18 protein-coding genes are annotated in these 18394 nt (G+C 73.7%); 7 read left to right on the top strand and 11 right to left on the bottom strand.

Annotation, left to right across the window (positions count from 1 at the left end; translation table 11 throughout):
- Positions 1-8: 8 nt before the first annotated feature.
- Together greA and FH969_RS07410 are read right to left on the bottom strand one after the other, a co-directional pair.
- Entirely contained in the window at positions 9-488 is a 480-nt protein-coding gene (gene greA / locus FH969_RS07415; RefSeq protein WP_246071758.1) for a transcription elongation factor GreA, read from the bottom strand.
- Between the two features lie 193 nt (positions 489-681).
- A complete protein-coding gene (locus tag FH969_RS07410; RefSeq protein WP_159096380.1) occupies positions 682-1116 on the bottom strand; it encodes a DUF4307 domain-containing protein in 435 nt (144 codons plus the stop codon).
- A gap of 99 nt (positions 1117-1215) precedes the next feature.
- Here FH969_RS07410 and mca point away from each other — a divergent pair, with 99 nt between their 5' ends.
- From mca to FH969_RS07395, 3 genes are read left to right on the top strand one after another with little or no spacing between them, the layout of a single operon-like run.
- On the top strand, positions 1216-2103 hold the full coding sequence (mca, locus tag FH969_RS07405; protein ID WP_139986717.1) for a mycothiol conjugate amidase Mca: 888 nt from the start codon (positions 1216-1218) through the stop codon (positions 2101-2103).
- Positions 2103-2531, top strand: a complete 429-nt coding sequence (locus FH969_RS07400) for a hypothetical protein (protein ID WP_139986682.1) — start codon at positions 2103-2105, stop codon at positions 2529-2531. Before mca ends, FH969_RS07400 begins: the two co-directional genes overlap by 1 nt.
- Positions 2528-3445, top strand: coding sequence for a nitrilase-related carbon-nitrogen hydrolase (locus FH969_RS07395; protein ID WP_139986680.1), 918 nt, complete (start codon positions 2528-2530; stop codon positions 3443-3445). The genes FH969_RS07400 and FH969_RS07395 overlap by 4 nt, the downstream gene beginning before the upstream one ends.
- A 118-nt stretch (positions 3446-3563) precedes the next feature.
- Here FH969_RS07395 and FH969_RS07390 read toward each other — a convergent pair whose 3' ends face one another.
- Positions 3564-4718 (bottom strand): PPK2 family polyphosphate kinase, encoded by a 1155-nt coding sequence (locus FH969_RS07390; protein WP_342777001.1) that lies wholly within the window; start codon positions 4716-4718, stop codon positions 3564-3566.
- Positions 4719-5038: 320 nt separating this feature from the next.
- The gene (gene trhA / locus FH969_RS07385; protein WP_139986678.1) at positions 5039-5773 is read right to left on the bottom strand and encodes a PAQR family membrane homeostasis protein TrhA; all 735 of its coding nucleotides are present in this window, start codon (positions 5771-5773) and stop codon (positions 5039-5041) included.
- A 378-nt stretch (positions 5774-6151) separates the two neighbouring features.
- Between trhA and FH969_RS07380 the strand changes: the two genes are divergently transcribed.
- Positions 6152-6922 carry an isoprenyl transferase gene (locus FH969_RS07380; RefSeq protein WP_139986676.1) on the top strand — a complete coding sequence of 257 codons (771 nt, stop codon included), beginning with the start codon at positions 6152-6154 and terminating at the stop codon, positions 6920-6922.
- A 398-nt stretch (positions 6923-7320) separates the two neighbouring features.
- A complete protein-coding gene (phoH2, locus tag FH969_RS07375; RefSeq protein ID WP_234417913.1) occupies positions 7321-8574 on the top strand; it encodes an RNA 5'-3' helicase PhoH2 in 1254 nt (417 codons plus the stop codon).
- Between the two features lie 113 nt (positions 8575-8687).
- Here the strand turns inward: phoH2 and FH969_RS07370 are convergent, their stop codons facing one another.
- Positions 8688-9449, bottom strand: coding sequence for a hypothetical protein (locus FH969_RS07370; RefSeq protein ID WP_139986674.1), 762 nt, complete (start codon positions 9447-9449; stop codon positions 8688-8690).
- 150 nt (positions 9450-9599) lie between these two features.
- Entirely contained in the window at positions 9600-10913 is a 1314-nt protein-coding gene (locus FH969_RS07365) for an NAD(P)/FAD-dependent oxidoreductase (RefSeq protein WP_139986673.1), read from the bottom strand.
- An 87-nt stretch (positions 10914-11000) separates the two neighbouring features.
- Between FH969_RS07365 and FH969_RS07360 the strand changes: the two genes are divergently transcribed.
- Positions 11001-11756, top strand: coding sequence for a hypothetical protein (locus tag FH969_RS07360; RefSeq protein ID WP_139986672.1), 756 nt, complete (start codon positions 11001-11003; stop codon positions 11754-11756).
- A 3-nt stretch (positions 11757-11759) separates the two neighbouring features.
- Here FH969_RS07360 and FH969_RS07355 read toward each other — a convergent pair whose 3' ends face one another.
- From FH969_RS07355 to FH969_RS07335, 5 genes are read right to left on the bottom strand one after another with little or no spacing between them, the layout of a single operon-like run.
- Positions 11760-12455 carry a carbonic anhydrase gene (locus FH969_RS07355; protein ID WP_281285348.1) on the bottom strand — a complete coding sequence of 232 codons (696 nt, stop codon included), beginning with the start codon at positions 12453-12455 and terminating at the stop codon, positions 11760-11762.
- Positions 12452-13384 (bottom strand): carbohydrate kinase family protein, encoded by a 933-nt coding sequence (locus FH969_RS07350; RefSeq protein WP_139986671.1) that lies wholly within the window; start codon positions 13382-13384, stop codon positions 12452-12454. The genes FH969_RS07355 and FH969_RS07350 overlap by 4 nt, the downstream gene beginning before the upstream one ends.
- The gene (locus FH969_RS07345) at positions 13384-13692 is read right to left on the bottom strand and encodes an exodeoxyribonuclease VII small subunit (protein WP_108718016.1); all 309 of its coding nucleotides are present in this window, start codon (positions 13690-13692) and stop codon (positions 13384-13386) included. The genes FH969_RS07350 and FH969_RS07345 overlap by 1 nt, the downstream gene beginning before the upstream one ends.
- A 9-nt stretch (positions 13693-13701) precedes the next feature.
- Positions 13702-14979 (bottom strand): exodeoxyribonuclease VII large subunit, encoded by a 1278-nt coding sequence (gene xseA / locus FH969_RS07340; RefSeq protein WP_246071757.1) that lies wholly within the window; start codon positions 14977-14979, stop codon positions 13702-13704.
- 52 nt (positions 14980-15031) lie between these two features.
- Entirely contained in the window at positions 15032-16876 is a 1845-nt protein-coding gene (locus FH969_RS07335) for a DNA recombination protein RmuC (protein WP_139986670.1), read from the bottom strand.
- A 126-nt stretch (positions 16877-17002) separates the two neighbouring features.
- Between FH969_RS07335 and ychF the strand changes: the two genes are divergently transcribed.
- Positions 17003-18082, top strand: coding sequence for a redox-regulated ATPase YchF (ychF, locus tag FH969_RS07330; RefSeq protein ID WP_139986669.1), 1080 nt, complete (start codon positions 17003-17005; stop codon positions 18080-18082).
- Positions 18083-18394: the final 312 nt, after the last annotated feature.

Genomic DNA, 18394 nt, shown 5'->3' with positions numbered 1-18394 from the left:
GTAGTCGCTCAGCCGGTGAACGGCTTGGCGTCGATGATCTTGACGGAGATCTCCACGCCCTTCGGCGTCGTGTACGACGTCGTCTCGCCGACCTTCTTGCCGTCGATCGCCGCACCGAGCGCGGACGACGGCGAGAAGACGTCGAGGTCGGTGTCGCCGGAGACCTCGCGCGAGCCGAACAGGAAGCGCATCTCGTCGCCGCCGACCTCCGCGGTGACGACCATGCCGGCCTCCACCACGCCGTCGTCCGGGGGAGCCTCGCCGACCTCCGCGGTCCGGAGGATCTCCTCGAGCTGGCGGATGCGGCCCTCGGCCTTGCCCTGCTCCTCGCGGGCGGCGTGGTAGCCGCCGTTCTCCTTGAGGTCGCCCTCGGACCGGGCCTGCTCGATGCGGGCCGTGATCTCGGCGCGGCCCGGACCCTTGAGGTGCTCGAGCTCGGCCTTCAGCCGGTCGTAGGCGTCCTGGGTCAGCCAGGTGGTAGCGGCCACGTCTGTCTCCTTCGCGTGCGATGGGGGAGGGCAGTCCGGCGACGGCGCCTCGCACCCTACGTGCCGACGCCACGTCCCGCCGGGACGTGGCGTCGAGTGCCGCATGAGCGGCGAAACGGCCATGATACCGCCGATGCCGCGCGATCGTGGCGCGTACCGCCGTCGAATCCGGGCGCGCGGGTGTTCCGCGGAGTCAGGAGTCGGCGGCGACGCAGCTGTTCTCGATCGCCCGGCCCTGCTCCGCGCGGGTGAACGTGGTGATCTCGACGGGGACGGTCACGTGGCCGTCCGTGCCCGCGGGGATCTCGACGTCGCGCGCGCCGACCTGCGCGAGTGTGCCGTCGAGGGCCTCGACCGAGCAGCGGACGGCGATGCTCGGATCCGAGCGGACCACGGTGAGGTCCACCTCGACGACCGAGTCCGAGACGATGCGGGAGGTGCCGACCGTCGCCGTGGCGACCGGCGCGGTCTGCCGGACGAGGAGCCACACCACCACGGCGGTGACGAGGAGCGCGACGACGACGCTGCCGATCACCGCGAGCCGGTTCGAGCGCCCGGCGCCGCCGCCCGCGCCCCGGCGCGACTGCCCGTACCGGCGTACGAGCAGGTCGGGGGAGGGCTGGCTCACCCGTCCAGTGTGGGGTGCGAGGATGGGAACGTCCAACTTCCGCGGGAGGAGTCCAGGCCCGTGAACCACCCTGGAGGCTACGTGAGCGAGCTGCGCCTCATGGCCGTGCACGCGCATCCCGACGACGAGTCCAGCAAGGGCGCCGCGACCATGGCGAAGTACGCCGCGGAGGGCGTGGACGTCCTGGTCGTCACGTGCACCGGAGGTGAGCGGGGCGACGTGCTCAACCCCCGCCTCGCGCACGACCCCGAGGTCCTGTCCGACCTGCCGGGCCTGCGCCGGCGCGAGATGGCCGCCGCCGCGCAGGCGCTCGGCGTGCGGCAGGAGTGGCTCGGCTTCGTGGACTCCGGACTGCCCGAGGGCGACCCGCTGCCCCCGCTGCCGGACGGCTGCTTCGCCCTCGCGCCGCTGACCGAGACGGTGCCGGCACTCGTGGCTCGCATCCGCGACTTCCGCCCGCAGGTGCTGCTCACCTACGACGAGAGCGGCGGCTACCCGCACCCGGACCACATCATGACCCACGTCGTCTCGATGGCCGCCCTCGAGGCGGCCGCCGACCCCACGCAGCACCCCGAGCTCGGCGAGCCCTGGCAGGTCGCAAAGGTCTACTACCACGCGGCATTCCGCCGCCAGCGGATGGTCGCGGTGCACGAGGCGCTGGTCGCGGGCGGCGCGGAGTCGCCGTTCGGGTCGTGGCTCGCGGAGTGGGACGGCGAGGGCGGGCGCACCCCGACCACGCGCATCGATGTGGCCGAGTACTTCCCCGCCCGCGACGCCGCGCTCCTTGCGCACGCCACGCAGATCGACCCGGACGGCTTCTTCTTCGCCGTCCCGCGCGACCTCGAGGCGCGCGTGTGGCCCTGGGACGAGTTCGAGCTCGTCGCGAGCACCCTCGGCTCGGGCGCGGACGGCGCGGCGGATGCGTCCGCCCGCGCCGCGGCCGACGACGGCGAGCTCGAGACCGACCTGTTCGCGGGGCTGCGCTGATGGCCGGGGCAGGCGTGCTCGCCGTCGGCCTCGTGCTCGCGGACACCGCGCCCGACCCGGACGAGGTCACCCCCGGCCTGCTCGGGTTCGTCGTGACGTTCGCGCTGGCGCTCGCGCTGCTCGTGCTCATCCGCTCCTTCATCAAGCACCTGCGCCGCGCGCAGAACGCCGAGCAGCGCCTCGCCGACGAGCAGCTCCTCGCGGAGCGCGCCGCGTCGGGCGGGCGGTCCGAGGGTGGCCCGGCGCAGGCCGGCTCGGGTGCCGGCGCTGGGATCGTCACCGGCGCGGACGGCTCGGGTGACGTGGTCCGCGTCGCCGACGCGGCCGACGCGCCCGTCGCCGATGCGCCCGTGGCCGATGCGCCCGTGGCCGATGCGCCCGTGGCCGACGCGCCCGCGAGCACGAAGGAGCGGCGGGAGGAGCCGTGAGGGTGCGCCTCGCCGTCGTGCAGCTGTCGGCCGACCACGGCGCCGAGCCGGCGGGTCGGGCGGCCGCGCGAGCCGAGGCGGTACGCGCCGTGCGGGAGGCGGCCGCGGAGGGCGCCCGGCTCGTCGTGCTGCCCGAGTACGCGTCGGGCTGGGAGGCGCGGCTCGTGCCCGCCCTCGCCGAGCCGGACGACGGCCCGTTCCTCGCCGCCCTGCGCGAGGTCGCCACGGCGTGCGGCGTCACCGTGGTCGCGGGGGTCGTGCTCCCGACGGCGCAGGAGGGCCGTGCGCTCAACGTCACCGTCGTCGTGGGTCCGGACGGCGCCGAGCTCGGGCGCTACGCCAAGGTGCACCGCTACGACGCGTTCGGGGCGCGTGAGTCGGACCTGCTCGACGCCGGCGACCCGGCCCGCCCGCTCGTGCTCGACGTGCCGTGCGGCGACGCGTCGCTCCGGCTCGGCGTGGTGACGTGCTACGACCTGCGGTTCCCCGAGTCCGTCCGCGCCCTGCTCGACCTCGCGGACGGTGCCGCCACACCGGCACGGGCCGGGGAAGCGGACGCGGCGACCGAGCCGCCACGGCCGCCCGACGTCGTGGCCGTGGGCGCCGCGTGGGCGAGCGGGCCCGGCAAGGTCGAGCAGCTCTCCGTGCTGACGCGGGCCCGGGCCATCGAGACGACGGCCTACCTGGCGCTCGCGAGCCAGGGCGGGCCCGGGCGCGTCGGCGCCAGCGCCGTGGTGGACCCGACCGGGGCGGTGCTTGTCTCCGCGGTCGGCGAGGACGACGGCGCCCCGTCCGACACGCACGTGCTCACGGCGGACGTCGACCTCGCGCAGCTGCGGGCCGTGCGCGAGCGGGTCCCCGTGCTGGCACACCGGCGCTACCGCGTGGTGCCCGCCGAGCGCGCGACCGACTGACCGCGGGGGACGATTGACCCGCGCGGCGACTGACCCCACGGGATCGGCCGTCACCCGGGCGACGGACCGGCGCGCACGACTCACCCGCGCCGCGCCGGGTGGCGCCGACGCCGGGAGGTCAGCTCGCCGTCGTGCCCTGGTCCTTCGTCTCCTCGAGCGCGGCGCGGGCGGCGTCGACGTCGAAGTCGGCGACGGGCCAGCCAAGGTTGAGGTCGCGCAGCGCCTGCGTGAGCAGCTCGGTGACGACGAGGCGGCTGAACCACTTGTTGTCGGCGGGCACGACGTGCCAGGGCGCACCCTCGGTGGAGGTCCGGTCGAACACGCGCTGGTATGCCTGCGTGTACTGCGGCCACTTGGCGCGCGTCGCGAGGTCGCCGACCGAGAACTTCCAGTGCTTGTCGGGGCGCTCGAGCCGCTCGTGCAGGCGGTCGTACTGCTCCTGCGGCGAGATCACGAGCGCGACCTTCACGATCGTGGTGCCGCTGCCCGCGAGCTCGGCCTCGAAGTCGTTGATCTCGCCGTAGCGGGCGTCGAGCTCCTCCGGCGGTGCGAGCTCGTCGACCACCGCCACGAGGACGTCCTCGTAGTGCGAGCGGTCGAAGAGGCCGATGCGCCCGGTGGGCGGAAGCGCGTTGCGGATGCGCCAGAGGAAGTGGTGCTCACGCTCCTGGAGGGTCGGCACGCCGAACGAGCGCAGTGCGACGCCCTGAGGATCGACCATGCCGAGCACGTGGCGCGCGATACCGCCCTTGCCCGAGGTGTCCAGGCCCTGCAGCACCAGCAGGACCGATCGAGACCCGCCGGAGCGGCCCTCGGCGTACAGCCGCTCCTGGAGCTCGGACAGCTCCTCGCCGAGCGCTGCCATCCGCCGCTCGGCGTCCTTCTCCGAGCCGTCCCAGCCCGGGGTGGCGCCGGCGTCGAACGTCGCGAGGTCGAACCCGTCGCCCGGGCGCAGGAGCGGGCCGACCGGCTCGGACCAGTCCTTCGCGCCCTCCCGGGTGACCTCGACCGGGTCCGCGGTGTACACGTCGGGCTCGACCGCGTCCGTGGGTTCGGGCTTGGTGGCCTTGGTGGCCTTGGCGGCCGTGCTCTTGTCCGGCGCAGGCTTGTCGGGCCCGGGCCGCCTGCCCTTCGAGGGCTTGGCCTCCTCGGCCTTGTCGGGCTCGGTCTTCGACATGCCGGCCTTGCCGTTCTTCGCCTTCTCGGGCTTGCCGTTCTTACCGGTCTTGCCCTTGGCCTTGGCGGCCTTCTTCGATGCGGTGCTCTGCGCCACTGCTGCCTCCGTCGCTCGGTGAGGCGAGCGTAGGCGACCCGAGCGCTCGGCGCTTCGGTCGCCGTCGGGCGCTGGTCCGCCGTGACGGGAGAGCGACTGGGCGTGACCGGAGAGCGACTGGGCGTGCCTCCGCGTCGGTCGTCCGGGCGTTGCTGCAGGTCAACGTCAGGCGTTCGGGCGGTGTCGCGAGGCGAGTCGCTGCGGCGTGAGGGTGAGTCGCTCTCGCGTCACACCGTGTCACGGCCCGACCGCGTGTCACGACCCGACCCCGTCGCACCCGGCCAGTGTGGAGCAGCGCGACCCGGGTGTGCGGGGACGGCTCAGCGCAGCGCGAGCACCGTGATGAAGATCGCGATCGCGTGGCACGTGTACCCGAGCAGCGTGCCGACGTGGAAGATCTCGTGGAAGCCGAACCACCGCGGGCTCGGGTTGGGGCGCTTGAGCGCGTACACCACCGCGCCGAGGGTGTAGGCGAGCCCACCGCCGATGACCAGCCACATCACGGCTGGGCCGCCCGAGCGGTAGAAGGACGGCAGGAACGCCACGGCGACCCAGCCGAGCGCCAGGTAGATCGGGACGTAGAGCCAGCGGGGGGCGGAGAGCCAGAACACGCGCAGGGCGATGCCGACGAGCGCTCCCGCCCAGACCACGAGGAGGAGGGTCCTCGCGGTCGGCGTCGGCAGCAGGAGCACCACGAGGGGCGTGTAGGTGCCGGCGATGACGAGGAAGATGTTCGAGTGGTCGATCCGGCGCAGGATCGCCAGGGTGCGCGGGGACCACGTACCGCGGTGGTAGACGGCGCTCGCGCCGAACAGGATCGTCGTCGCGAGCCCGAAGACGAGCGTGCTCCAGCGCGCCGCGGGCGTGGGCGAGATCGCCACGAGCGTGACGCCGACGGCGATCGCGAACGGCGTCATCCCGGCGTGGATCCAGCCGCGCAGGCGCGGCTTGACCGCGGCCGCGAGCTGCTCGACGGCGGACTCGACGGTCGGGCGCTGCGGTCGCTGCGGGCGCCGCTCGTCCTGCTCGTGCTGGGGGTCGCTCACGCGCGTCATCCCACCTCCTGGCTCGTCGCCGTCGCGCGGCCGAGGGCGGTTCGCCGTCGGCGCCCGCGGCCCTGTCGCCGTCATGCGTTCGGTGCGGCCACGGCGCACGGGCGGCGCGTGGTTACGTCACCGTAGGTTACCGCACCGTAGGTTCGTGACGGTGGGACCGTCCGCCCCTGACGTGGTCGACCCGTGACGAGATGGTGAGCATGCGGAGCGACCGCGTGCGGCACGGGCGCGGACCGCGCGGCGCGGCCTCGAGTAGCGGGGTAGTTTGTCGCGGGACGGCGAGGCAGGACTCGGCCAGGACGACGCGCGAGTACGTGCGACGAACGAGCGCGGACGGACGGCGCGGGCGAGCCGCACAGGGCGACAGGAGAGGGTCGGGTGGCCGAGAGCATCGTGGACCGGGCGCTGTACGGCCTGTACGAGCGGCGCCTGCAGCGTGCGCTGCGTACGGCCGAGGTCCCGCACCACATCGGCATCATGATGGACGGCAACCGCCGCTGGGCCCGGCAGGTCGCCGCGCCGCCCGCGCACGGCCACCGGGCGGGTGCCGAGAAGATCGTCGACGTGCTCGGCTGGGCGGACCAGATCGGGGTCGGGGTCGTCACGCTCTGGATGCTCTCGACCGACAACCTGCGCCGCGACCCGCAGGAGCTGAGCGACCTGGTGACGATCATCGAGGAGGCGGTCGCCGGCCTCGCGACGTCGCGACGCTGGCGCATCCACGCACTCGGCGCGCTCGAGCTTCTCCCGGAGAGCACGGCCGAGCGGCTGCGCGCGGCGGAGGCGCTCACGGCGGACGTCGAGGGGATGACGGTCAACGTCGCCGTCGGGTACGGCGGGCGGCAGGAGATCGCGGACGCGGTGCGCTCGCTCCTGAGCGAGCACGGCGCGCGCGGGGAGTCGGTCGAGCAGGTCGCGCAGAGCCTCACGGTGGAGGAGATCGCCGCGCACCTCTACACCAAGGGGCAGCCCGATCCGGACCTCGTGATCCGCACGTCCGGCGAGCAGCGGATCGGCGGCTTCCTGCTCTGGCAGAGCGTGCACACCGAGTTCTACTTCTGCGAGGCCTACTGGCCGGACTTCCGGCGGGTGGACTTCCTGCGCGCCGTGCGGTCCTACACGACGCGCGAGCGCCGCCTCGGGCGCTGAGGCGCGCCGCGCCGTCGCCGCCCCACGCCCACCCCACCGCCGCGCACGAATGTGAACACTGCGTGACATCTCGTGCAGGCGCGTGTCGGAGCCGAGCGCGGATCCGTAGCGTGCCTAGCGTGCGAGACGTGACCGGTACCTACGCCGGTCGCCGGGAGGCCACCTTGAAGCAGCTCCGCTGCGACGGCAGGGGCCGCCGGCCCCAGCGGCCGACCGCCCCCACCTCGCCAGGTCCCCTCCGGCCTCGCGCCGGACGGGACTGATCCACCAGGCGCGTCCGCGCGCCGGAGGGAGCCCCCGTGAGCGAAGGCACCACCATCGACCCGACGACGGGGGAGGAGGTGCCGCGCATCACGTACGTGCTCGACACCTCGGTCCTCCTCTCGGACCCGCGCGCGATGTTCCGCTTCGCGGAGCACGACGTGGTCCTGCCCGTCGTCGTGGTCACCGAGCTGGAGGGGAAGCGTCACCACCCCGAGCTCGGCTACTTCGCCCGGAGCGCGCTGCGCGCCCTGGACGACCTGCGCGTCACGCACGGCCGGCTGGACCGGCCCGTCCCGGTGGGTGATGCCGGCGGGACGCTGCGGGTCGAGCTCAACCACTCCGACCCCACGGTGCTGCCCTCGGGGATGCGCCTGGGCGACAACGACACGCGCATCCTGTCGGTCGCGGCGAACCTCTCGTCCGAGGGGCACCGCGTCGTCGTGGTGAGCAAGGACCTCCCGATGCGCGTCAAGGCGTCCTCGGTCGGCATCCAGGCGCAGGAGTACCGCGCGATGCAGCCGGTGGAGGTCGGCTGGTCCGGCATGGTCCAGGCCGACGTCGACGAGGCCGAGCTGGCGGCGCTGTGGGGCGGCGAGCGCCTCGCCGTCGCCGAGATGCGCGACCCCAGCCCACTGCGCGACCTGCCGGTGCACACCGGCCTCGTGCTGCACTCCACGCGGGGCAGCGCGCTGGGCCGGATCACGCCGGACAAGCAGGTGCAGCTGGTCCGCGGCGACCGGGACGTCTTCGGCGTGCACGGCCGCAGTGCCGAGCAGCGCATCGCGATCGACCTGCTCCTGGACCCGAGCATCGGGATCGTGTCGCTGGGGGGTCGAGCCGGAACGGGGAAGTCCGCGCTCGCCCTCTGCGCCGGCCTCGAGGCCGTGCTCGAGCGCCGCGAGCAGCGCAAGGTCATGGTGTTCCGGCCGCTCTACGCGGTCGGCGGCCAGGACCTGGGCTACCTACCCGGCAGCGAGGCCGACAAGATGAACCCCTGGGCGCAGGCGGTCTTCGACACGCTCGGTGCGATGGTCTCCAGCGAGGTCGTCGAGGAGGTGATGGACCGCGGGATGCTCGAGGTCCTGCCGCTCACCCACATCCGCGGGCGCTCGCTGCACGACGCGTTCGTGATCGTGGACGAGGCGCAGTCCCTCGAGCGCAACGTGCTCCTCACGATGCTCTCGCGCATCGGGCAGAGCTCGCGCGTGGTGCTCACCCACGACGTCGCGCAGCGCGACAACCTGCGGGTGGGCCGGCACGACGGCGTCGCCGCCGTCATCGAGGCGCTCAAGGGCCACCCGCTGTTCGCCCACGTCACCCTCACGCGGTCCGAGCGCTCGCCCGTCGCGGCGCTCGTCACCGAGCTTCTGGAGGGGATCGACCTGTAGCGGTCGACCAGCCCGGTCGCTCGCCTCGGCCGGGACGCGCGACGGCGAGCCCACCTCGAGGAGGTGGGCTCGCCGTCGTGCGTGGCTCGCCCACGCAGGGCGAGCCTCCGGGCTCAGCGCCAGACGATCGGGTTGCTCACGTACTGGTTGCCCTCCGTGGCGATGAACGCGCCGTAGTCCTCGCCGTCGTACTTGGCGCCGACGATCGGCAGGTCCTTGGTGAGGCCGACGAAGCAGCTCACGAGCGTGCGGGTGGTCTCGTCGTAGGGCGGGAGCTGGAGGCCGCACTCGTCGCTGGCGGAGGAGAACGCGGTGGTGAACATCCCGCTCACGAGGTACTCGGCGTTCGAGCCGTCCTCCTTGATCGGGAACAGCGCCGGGGCCTCGAGGTCGTACCCCTCGGGGGCGTCGGCGAGGAACTGCGCCTGGAACACAACCGCGTACGGCGTGTAGCCGGCGAACTCCTCGGCGTTGGAGTAGCTGTCGAACATGCTCGGGTCGAGCGCCCGGACTTCGAGGACGGTGAGGCCGACGCCGACCGTGGTCTCGGTGTCGTACGTGACGGTGTGGTTGACCCACGCGGGCTTGCCGAACGTGAGCGGGGTGCCCGGTGCGGTGGTGTCGCCGGGGGCGCCGAGGTCGGCGACCTGGACGTCGTAGGCGGTGGACAGGACGGTCGGTGCCTCGGTGGGCTCCTCACTCGGCTCCTCGCTGGCCTCCGCGTCGACGTTCTCGGCGGTCTCCTCGGGGGCGGCCTCCTCGGAGGTCGCAGGGGTGTCGACGGGGGTGTCGTCAGATCCGCCGCACGCGGTGAGCGCGGCGGTCGCGAGGACGAGGGCAGCGGCGGCGGTCAGTCGGCTGGTCGTCGTGCGCATGGGGGTGTGCTCCTTGGTCAGGGGGAGGCCAACCGAAAAACATACCCACGCTGTCAAGAGGCCGAGGTCCCGGCTGCGATCCGGGACGTCAGCGATCAGCGCAACGGGTCCAGCCGCGCGGGGCTGCCGCCAGGACCCGGCCGACGTGGCTCAGCGCAGCGGGTCCAGCGGCCGGAGCACGTCCGGTACCACGCCGGTCGTGATCGCCTCGGCGACGAGCTCGCCCGTCAGCGGCCCGAGCGTCACGCCCCACATGCCGTGCCCGCCGGCCACGTGCACGCGCGGGGACCGGCTCGGCCCGATCAGCGGGAGGCCGTCCACGGTGCACGGGCGCGAGCCGACCCACTCCTCGCGCCGGTCGGAGAAGTCCGCGCCGGTGAGCATCGGTTCGGCGGCCGCGACGATGGCGCGGATGCGGCGCGCGTCCAGGGGTTCGCCGGGCCGGCGGAACTCCATCATCCCGGCGACCCGCAGGCGGCCACCGAGTGGAGTGCAGGCCACGCGCTGCGTGGGGAGGTAGAACGGACCCTCGGGCAGGCGCTCGACCGGGACCGTGAACGAGTAGCCGCGGCCGGCCTGAACCACTCGGCGCACCCCGACGGTGTGCGCGAGCTCGCCGAGCCGCGCCCCGGAGGCGAGCACGACGACGTCGGCGGTGAGGTGCTCCCCGCCGCGGTCGCCCCGCGCAGTGCGACCCCGTGGGGGCACCCCGGTGTGGTCGACGACCGTGACGCCGGCGGGTCGGCCAGGCGCGCCGCCGTCGACCGACGTGACGCGCCGGCCCTCGGTGAGGGTGACGCCCTCCCGGCGCACGAGCGCGGCGAGCGCCTCGAGGTAGCGCGGCGGGTCGATGTACCGCGTGTCGTGCAGCTGCACGCCAGCGACGACCGCGGACGAGGCCGCGGGGACGAGAGCGCGCACCTGGTCGCCGTCGAGCAGGTCGTACGCGGCGTGCTGTCCGGCCTCGTTGATGATCCCGAGCTCGTGCAGCAGCGTCTCGCGGTCCTTCTCGGCCGCGTACGCCGCGACGAAGGGGGCGTCGGAGATCGCGGGCGCCGCCACGCCGTCGTCGGCGAGCGCGTCGTAGGCCGCGAACGCGCGGGCGTTGAGCGGCACGAACGCCCGCATCGAGCGACGCCACGCGTCCCACGTGCAGTGCCGCAGGAAGCCCGCGAGGAAGCGCACGAGGTTGGCGTCCGCGCGCACCGGCACGTAGACGGGGGAGTTCGGCGAGACCAGGGCGCGGACCCCGGCGGCGAGGATCGAGGGGTCCGGGAGCGGGATCGTGAGGCTCGGGGTGAGCCAGCCCGCGTTGCCCCACGACGCGCCCGCCGCGACGTGCTCGGCCTCGACGACCTGGACCTCCAGGCCCGCCCGACGCAGGTGGTGCGCCGTGGACAGGCCGACGATGCCGGCCCCGACGACGATCGCGGTCCGCGGGCGAGGGAAGGGGCGGGTGGCCATGGGGGAAGTCTGCCCGCGCGACGCCGGTCCCGGAACGCCGAACGACGGCTGATACCGTGTCGGGTTCGCCACAACCGGGAGGATGTCGTGTCGCACGAGCAGGGCTGGCCGCCGGCCGGCGGGGCCGATCGCACCAGTGGCCCCGGCCGGTACCCGTCACCGGGCGGACCCGGGACGTACGGCGCCTCCGGGGTGCCGAGCCCGTTCGGGTCCGCCGCTGCGTACGGAGTGCCGGACCCGGTCGACGACCCCGACCCGTACGGGCGGTCCGTCGGCGGCTCCGCGGCCGGCGGGTACGGGACGCCGCCCGCGCCCGTGCACCCGGTGTACGGAACGCCGCCCGCGCCGCAGGGCTCCGCCGGGTACCCGGCGGGCGGGTACGGGCCCGCGCCGGTCGACGCGCCCGACGGCGGCGCTCCGGTCTCCCCGTACGGCTCCGGCTACGGGGCCGGATACGGGGCTGGTGACGGCGCGGCCTACCAGTCGCCGTACGGAGCCCCGCCCTCGGGCCTCGACCCGAGCCTCGACGCGCGGGGCGCGGCCGCGGTGCATCGCATCCGGAGGCTGCGCTCGTGGTCGACGGTCTGGTTGGTGGTGGGCTGGCTGCTCGCGGCCGTCTGCCTCGTCTTCACCATCGCGGCGGTGGCAGTGCTCGTCGACGTCATGGGCGAGCGCCTGAGCGGGCCTGAGCTCGCCGGGAACTTCATCGGGCTCCTGCTGGTCGGCGCGCTGCCGTGGGCCGTTCCCGTACCGCTGCTCCGCCTCGCGCGGCGTCAGCGCCGCGAGGCTCGCACGATCGAGGAGAGCCTCATGTCGGAGTGGACCGGGCGCTGGCCGCGCTGAGCCTCAGACCTCGGGCTCGGCTCCCACGTCGCCCTGGACGGCGACGAGCCGTGCGCGACCCTCGGCGAGCGCGTACTCCACGCCAACGACGGCGAGCCGCCCTTCTGCGACGGCGTTCGCCAGCGCCTGGGAGTAGGCCGTGAGCGTGCGCGTGGTGTTCGTGACGTGCTCGCGCAGGATCGCCTCGCCGGACGGGCGGTGCGAGGGGCCGAACGCGAACGCCGACTCCAGCGAGCGGCGCGTCATGATGCTCGGGATCACGCGGTCGACGATGGCCCGGACGAAGCCCGGGGGCATCTCGCCGGTCTCCAGCGCCGTGATCGCCGCCTGCACCGCGCCGCACGAGTCGTGCCCGAGCACCACCACCAGCGGCGTCCCGAGCACCTCCACGCCGTACTCGATCGAGCCGATCACGGTGGTGTCGATGACGTGCCCCGCGGTGCGCACCACGAAGGCGTCACCCAGGCCCTGGTCGAAGATGATCTCGGCCGCGAGCCGGGAGTCGGAGCAGCCGAAGATCACCGCGAACGGGTGCTGGGAGGAGCTCAGGGACTCCCGATGCGCCACCCCCTGGGACGGGTGGGCGGGTTCGCCGGCCACGAAGCGTGCGTTGCCGGCGGTGAGCGCCGCCCAGGCCTGCGCGGGCGTGGTGGGGCGCTGCTCGCCGTCGGGCGAAATCGGTGCGTCCGGAGTCGTCACGCGTCGTCCCTTCCGGGGGCGTTGAGAAGCTCGAGGCGGGTCGGGGGGTTGGCCCCGGGACGGGAGACCGTGATCGCGGCGATCGCGGCGGCCTGTCCGAGCAGGGTGAGCAGCACGGACGGCCCGACGGCGGCGATCGCCTCGTGCTTGTCCGCCCCGACGAGGCCGGTGGACCACAGGCCGTCGATGAGGCCGCCCATGAACGAGTCGCCCGCACCGACGGTGTCGGCGACGGTCACCGACGGCGCCGGGACCTCCGCCTCGACGCCGTGGGCGGTGGTGGCGAAGGAGCCCTCCGCCCCGAGCGTCACGACGACGAGCGCGGGCCCGCTGGCCGCCCACGCCCGCGCGACGTCGCGAGGGTCCTTGCCCGGCTCGAACCACGCAAGGTCCTCGTCGGAGACCTTGACGACGTCGGCGCCCGCGACGAGACCGAGCACGCACTCGCGCACCTGCGCCGCGCTGCCCATGATGCTCGGGCGCAGGTTCGGGTCGTACGTGACGATCGCGCGGTGGCGCGCGGAGCCGATGAGCGCGGCGGCCTTGTCGGCCCCGGGCTGCAGCACGGCGCCGATCGAGCCGAGGTGGACGACCACGACGTCGTCCGCGACCTGGTGGTCGGGGTAGTCGATGGTGAGGTCGAAGTCGTAGGTGGCGGAGCCGTCGTCGGCGATCGTGGCGGCTGCGGTGGACGTGCGCTCGGCACGCTGGGAGCCCGAGGCGATCCGCACACGGCTGCTCTCGAGGTGGTGGCGGACCTGGTCGCCGTACTTATCCTCGCCGAGCCAGGTGAGCAGCTGGACGTCGCGGCCCAGCCGCGCGAGCCCGATGGCCACGTTGGCGGGGGAGCCGCCGGGGTAGACCTCGGGCTCGGCGCCGGGGCGCTGCACGATGTCGACGAGCGCCTCGCCGATGACGAGAGCCTGCATCAGTCCTCCTTCACCGACGGCGCAGTGCTGGTGCGCTGCGCTGCGCCGCCCTCGGCCAGCCGGTCCGCCGGGCGGTCGGTCGCGGCTCGCAGGCGCTCGCGGGCGCCGTCCAGCCAACGCTGGCAACGGGCGGCCAGCGCCTCGCCGCGCTCCCAGAGGGCGAGGGAGTCCTCGAGGGTGGCCGCCCCCTGCTCGAGGCGCTGGACGACGTCGACGAGCTCGGCCCGTGCCTGCTCGTAGCTCAGGGTCTCGACGTCGGGACTGCTCTCACGTGCGGTGGTGCCGGACACGGTGCTCACGTCCTCCATCCAAGCAGATCAGGCGGGGTTCGCCGGGGTGCGGACCAGTGTGAGTCGGCCGTGGGCGACGACGGCCTCGAGGCTCGCCCCGGGTTCGACCTCCGCCTCGTCGCGCACGACGGCGCCCCCGGGGGTGCGCAGCACGGCGTACCCGCGTTCGAGGGTCTGGGCGGGGGAGAGCGCACGGACCTGCGCGGCGAGCCGGGCCACCTCGCCGGAGCCGCGGGCGAGGCGGGCGTCGAGGTGGTGGCGCATGGTTCGAACGTCGTGGCCGAGCCGCTCCTCGTGCGTGCGGATCAGCACCTCGGGATCGGCGAGCACCGGGCGGCTGCGCAGGGCGTCCAGGCGTTCCTGCTCCCCGGCGACGCGGCGGGTGACCGCGGCGGTGAGCCGCTGACGGGCGACGGCGAGGCCGTGTCGCTCCGCCACGACGTCGGGCACGATCCGCTTGGCCGCGTCCGTGGGGGTGGAGGCGCGGTAGTCCGCTACGAGGTCGAGCAACGGCGCGTCGGTCTCGTGGCCGATCGCCGACACGACGGGCGTGGTTGCGTTCGACACGGCGCGCACGAGCGCCTCGTTGGAGAACGGCAGGAGGTCCTCCACGCTGCCGCCGCCGCGGGTGATGACGATGACCTCGACGCTCGGGTCGGCGTCGAGCTCGGCGAGCGCGCGGGAGACCTCGGCGACGGCCTTCACGCCCTGCACCGCGACCTGGCGGACCTCGAACCGGACTTCGGGGAACCGCTCGCGCGCGTTGACGAGCACGTCGTCCATCGCCTTGGCCTCCCGGCCGCAGATGAGGCCGATGCACGAGGGCAGGAAGGGCAGCCGGCGCTTGCGCTCGACGTCGAACAGGCCCTCGGCGGCGAGGACCCGGCGCAGCTGGTCCAGCCGAGCGAGGAGCTCTCCGAGGCCGACCGGCCGGATGGCGTTGGCCTGGAGCGTGAGTTCGCCACGCTTGGCGTAGAAGGTGGGTCGGGCGTGCACCACGACGTGGCTGCCGGTGGTCAGGGGAGCCGAGAGCCGATCGAGCACCTGGGAGTAGGCCGTCATCCGCAGCGACATGTCGGCATCGGTGTCCCGCAGCGTGAAGAAGCTCATCCCGGAGCGCCGGTTGGCCTCGACGATCTGGCCCTCGACCCAGACCGGCGCCATCCGTCCGATGTACTCGGCCATCTTGGCCGACAGAAGGCGCAGCGGCCACGGACGCTCGGCGGTGGTGTCGAGCGCCTTCTGCGGGAGCGGCTGCGGGCCGGCGTCCCTCGCCGTGTCGGCCGGGTCCGGGGAGGAGGTCACGGGTCCAGCCTGCCGCATGCCCCCGACGAGCGAGGCTGCGTCGTCCACAGGCTCAGGCGTGCCGGCGGTCGCGGTCCTCGCGAGAGCCGGGCTCGGGCGCCTCGGCGCTCGCGAGCTCGGTGAGCTCCGCGAGCAGGTCGTCGCCCTCGAACGGGTCGGTGGCGGCGAGGACCCGCTCCCGCTCCGCGCGCTGGGCAGCGAGCTCGTCCTCGGACGGCTCAGCGTGCTGGGAGGGCTCGGTGGACTGGGTGGGCTCGGTGGACTGGGTGGGCTCGCTCTCGGTGGGCCCGGGGTGCTGGGTGGTGTGCGCGGGCTCGGCGGGCTGCGCCTCGAGCTCGCCCCCGGCCGGCTGCGCGGGCGCGGCGGGCAGCAGGTCGGCCGGGATCTCTCGCAGGTCGGCCTTCTGCGCCGGGACAGCGAGCACCTCCAGGGGAGCGGGCACCTCGAAGGCCGCCTCGAGCCCCTGCGTGGCGCTGAGCCGACGGACCTGCGTGACGACGTTGCGGTCGAGCGAGCTGCTCATCGCGTTGAACGCCTCGACGGTGGAGTTCAGTCGCTTCGCGAGCGTGTCGAGGTGCTTGCCGAACGTGGCGAGGCGCTTGTGCAGCTCGCGGCCGACCATGAAGACCTCGGCGGCGTCCTTGGCGAGCCGTTCCTGCCGCCACGTGTAGGCCACGGTGCGCAGCAGCGCCACGAGGGTGGCGGGGGTGGCCGGCACGACGTTCTTGCCGAAGGCGTACTCCAGCAGCGTCGGGTCCTGCTGGAGCGCGGCGTCGAGGAAGACCTCGGAGGGCACGAACATCACGGTGAACTCGGGCGTCGCGTCGAGGTGGGACCAGTACTCCTTGCCGGAGAGCTGGTCCACGTGCGTGCGCATGTGGCGGGCGTGCGCGGCCAGGCGGTCGGACCGCGTCCGGTCGTCCCGCGCCTCCATCGCCTCGAGATAGCCGTTGAACGCCACCTTGGAGTCCACGACCACCTGCTTGCCGTCGGGCAGCGTGACGACGAGGTCGGGACGCAGCTTGCCGTCCTCGAGCCGCACCTGCTCCTCGAAGGAGACGTGCTCGACCATGCCGGCGGCCTCGACCGTGCGGCGCAGCTGCATCTCGCCCCACTGGCCGCGCACCTGCGGCGCGCGCAGCGCGGTGACGAGCGCGCTCGTCTCCGTGCGCAGCTGGTCGGAGGTCTCGCGCATGCCCTTGACCTGCTCGGCGAGGGAAGCGTGCGCGGCGAGCCGGGACCGCTCCGCCGACGTCATCTCCTCCTTGACCTGCGCGAGAGTCTTCTCCAGCGGCTCCACCAGGTTCTTCACCGCGGCCTCGCGCTTGGCGAGCTCCGCCGCCTGCTCGACTCCCGTGCGCTTGAGCCGCTCCTCGGCCTGCTCGAGGAACGTCTTGGCGTTGGCGTCGAGCGCCTGCTTCGACAGCGCCGCGAACTCGTCCGCCAGGCGCTTCTGGTCTGCCTTCACCTCTTCGAGGCGGCGCTCCGCGTCCTCGCGCAGGGTCAGGACCTCCTGGCGCCCTCGCTCCTCGAGGGTGCGGACCGTCTCGGCGGCGCGCTGCTCGGCCCGGCGCAGCTCCTCGGCCGCGCGCTCCTCGGCCTCGGCGAGCGTCCGGGCGTGCCGGCGCTCGGCGTCGCCCAGGCGTGCCGCGGCGTCCTCGCGGGTGCGGGTGAGCTCGGCGTCGGCGGCCGCGCGCTGGTCGGCGAGGCGCTGCGCGGAGGCGCGCTCCGCCGTCGTGACCGCGTCCTCCGCGGCGGCGAGCCGCGTCCGCAGCGACGCGAGCTCCTCGGAGGCGGACGCGCGGCCGGCGACCAGGCGTGCGGAGGCGACGAAGTAGCCGGCGACGCCACCCACGGCGACCCCGACCACCAGCATGAGAAGGCCCAGCAGATCCATGCGAGAAGTCGACCACGGACCACCGACATCGCGGACGACGACGGGCCGCCGACCCCCCGATCGGGTGGCACGGACGGGGGGTGCCGAGGGCGGTGTCCAGCCGGGATCCCCGTAGAATCGCGGCCCGTGGCACTCACTATCGGCATCGTCGGCCTGCCCAACGTCGGCAAGTCCACCCTCTTCAACGCCCTGACCCGTGCGCAGGTGCTCGCCGCGAACTACCCGTTCGCGACGATCGAGCCGAACGTCGGTGTCGTGCCGCTGCCGGACCCGCGCCTGACCACGCTCGCCGAGGTGTTCTCCTCCGAGCGGATTGTGCCGGCCACGGTGTCGTTCGTGGACATCGCGGGCATCGTCAAGGGCGCGAGCGAGGGGGAGGGCCTGGGCAACCAGTTCCTCGCCAACATCCGTGAGGCGGACGCGATCTGCCTGGTCACGCGCGCGTTCGCCGACCCCGATGTGGTGCACGTGGACGGCCGGGTCGACGCGCTCGCCGACGTCGAGACGATCATCACCGAGCTCGTGCTCGCCGACGTCCAGACGCTGGAGAAGGCGATCCCGCGGCTGGAGAAGGAGGTCCGCGGCAAGAAGACGGACGCCTCGGTGCTCGCGACGGCGCAGCAGGCGCTCGCCCTCCTGCTCACCGGCGAGACGGTCGCCGCCCACCGCGCGGACTTCGACGAGGAGGCGCTCGCGCACTTCGGGCTCATGACGGCCAAGCCCTTCATCTACGCGGTGAACACGGACGAGGGCGGGCTGGCGGACACGACGTTCCAGGAGCAGGTGCGCTCCCAGCTCGCACCCGCTGACGTGATCTTCCTCGACGCCAAGTTCGAGTCCGAGCTCTCCGAGCTCGAGCCCGAGGACGCGGCCGAGATGCTGGCGGACTCCGGGCAGGAGGAGTCCGGCCTGGACCAGCTGGCCCGCGTCGGGTTCCACACGCTCGGGCTGCAGACGTACCTCACCGCGGGGCCGAAGGAGGCGCGCGCGTGGACGATCCGACGCGGCTGGACCGCCCCGCAGGCTGCCGGCGTCATCCACACCGACTTCCAGAAGGGTTTCATCAAGGCCGAGGTGATCGGCTTCGAGGACCTCGTGGCAGCCGGGTCGGTCGCCGCGGCGCGGGCGGCGGGCAAGGCGCGCATCGAGGGCAAGGACTACGTGATGGCCGACGGTGACGTCGTAGAGTTCCGCTTCAACGTGTGAATCGGCGCGTTTGCGCAGGTCAGAGGCGGTGTAGGTGCTCCCGGTCTGCACAGAGTCCGCAAGAATTTCAGCAAGGTGAGCTCGAGCGTTGCGCCGGCGGTGCCGATTCGGGATGTCACCGAAGTCCGTGGACGGCAGAACCGGGTTGGTAAACGGGGACTTGTCGCCCAGGGAAGATCAGAAGGGGGGCCAGCCGAACCCTACGGCGATGCTGGCGTAGGCGGCCACGAGCGTCGCCAGTCCTATCGCGAATCCCCAGGGCCCCCGGATCCAGCCTGGGACCTTCGAGGCAGCAGTCGAAGCGGATTCGAA

Source organism: Miniimonas arenae, assembly GCF_006351005.1.
Taxonomy (GTDB): Bacteria; Actinomycetota; Actinomycetes; order Actinomycetales; family Beutenbergiaceae; genus Miniimonas; species Miniimonas arenae.
Note: the sequence above shows the minus strand (reverse complement) of the source record. Positions and strands in the feature narration are given on the sequence as shown.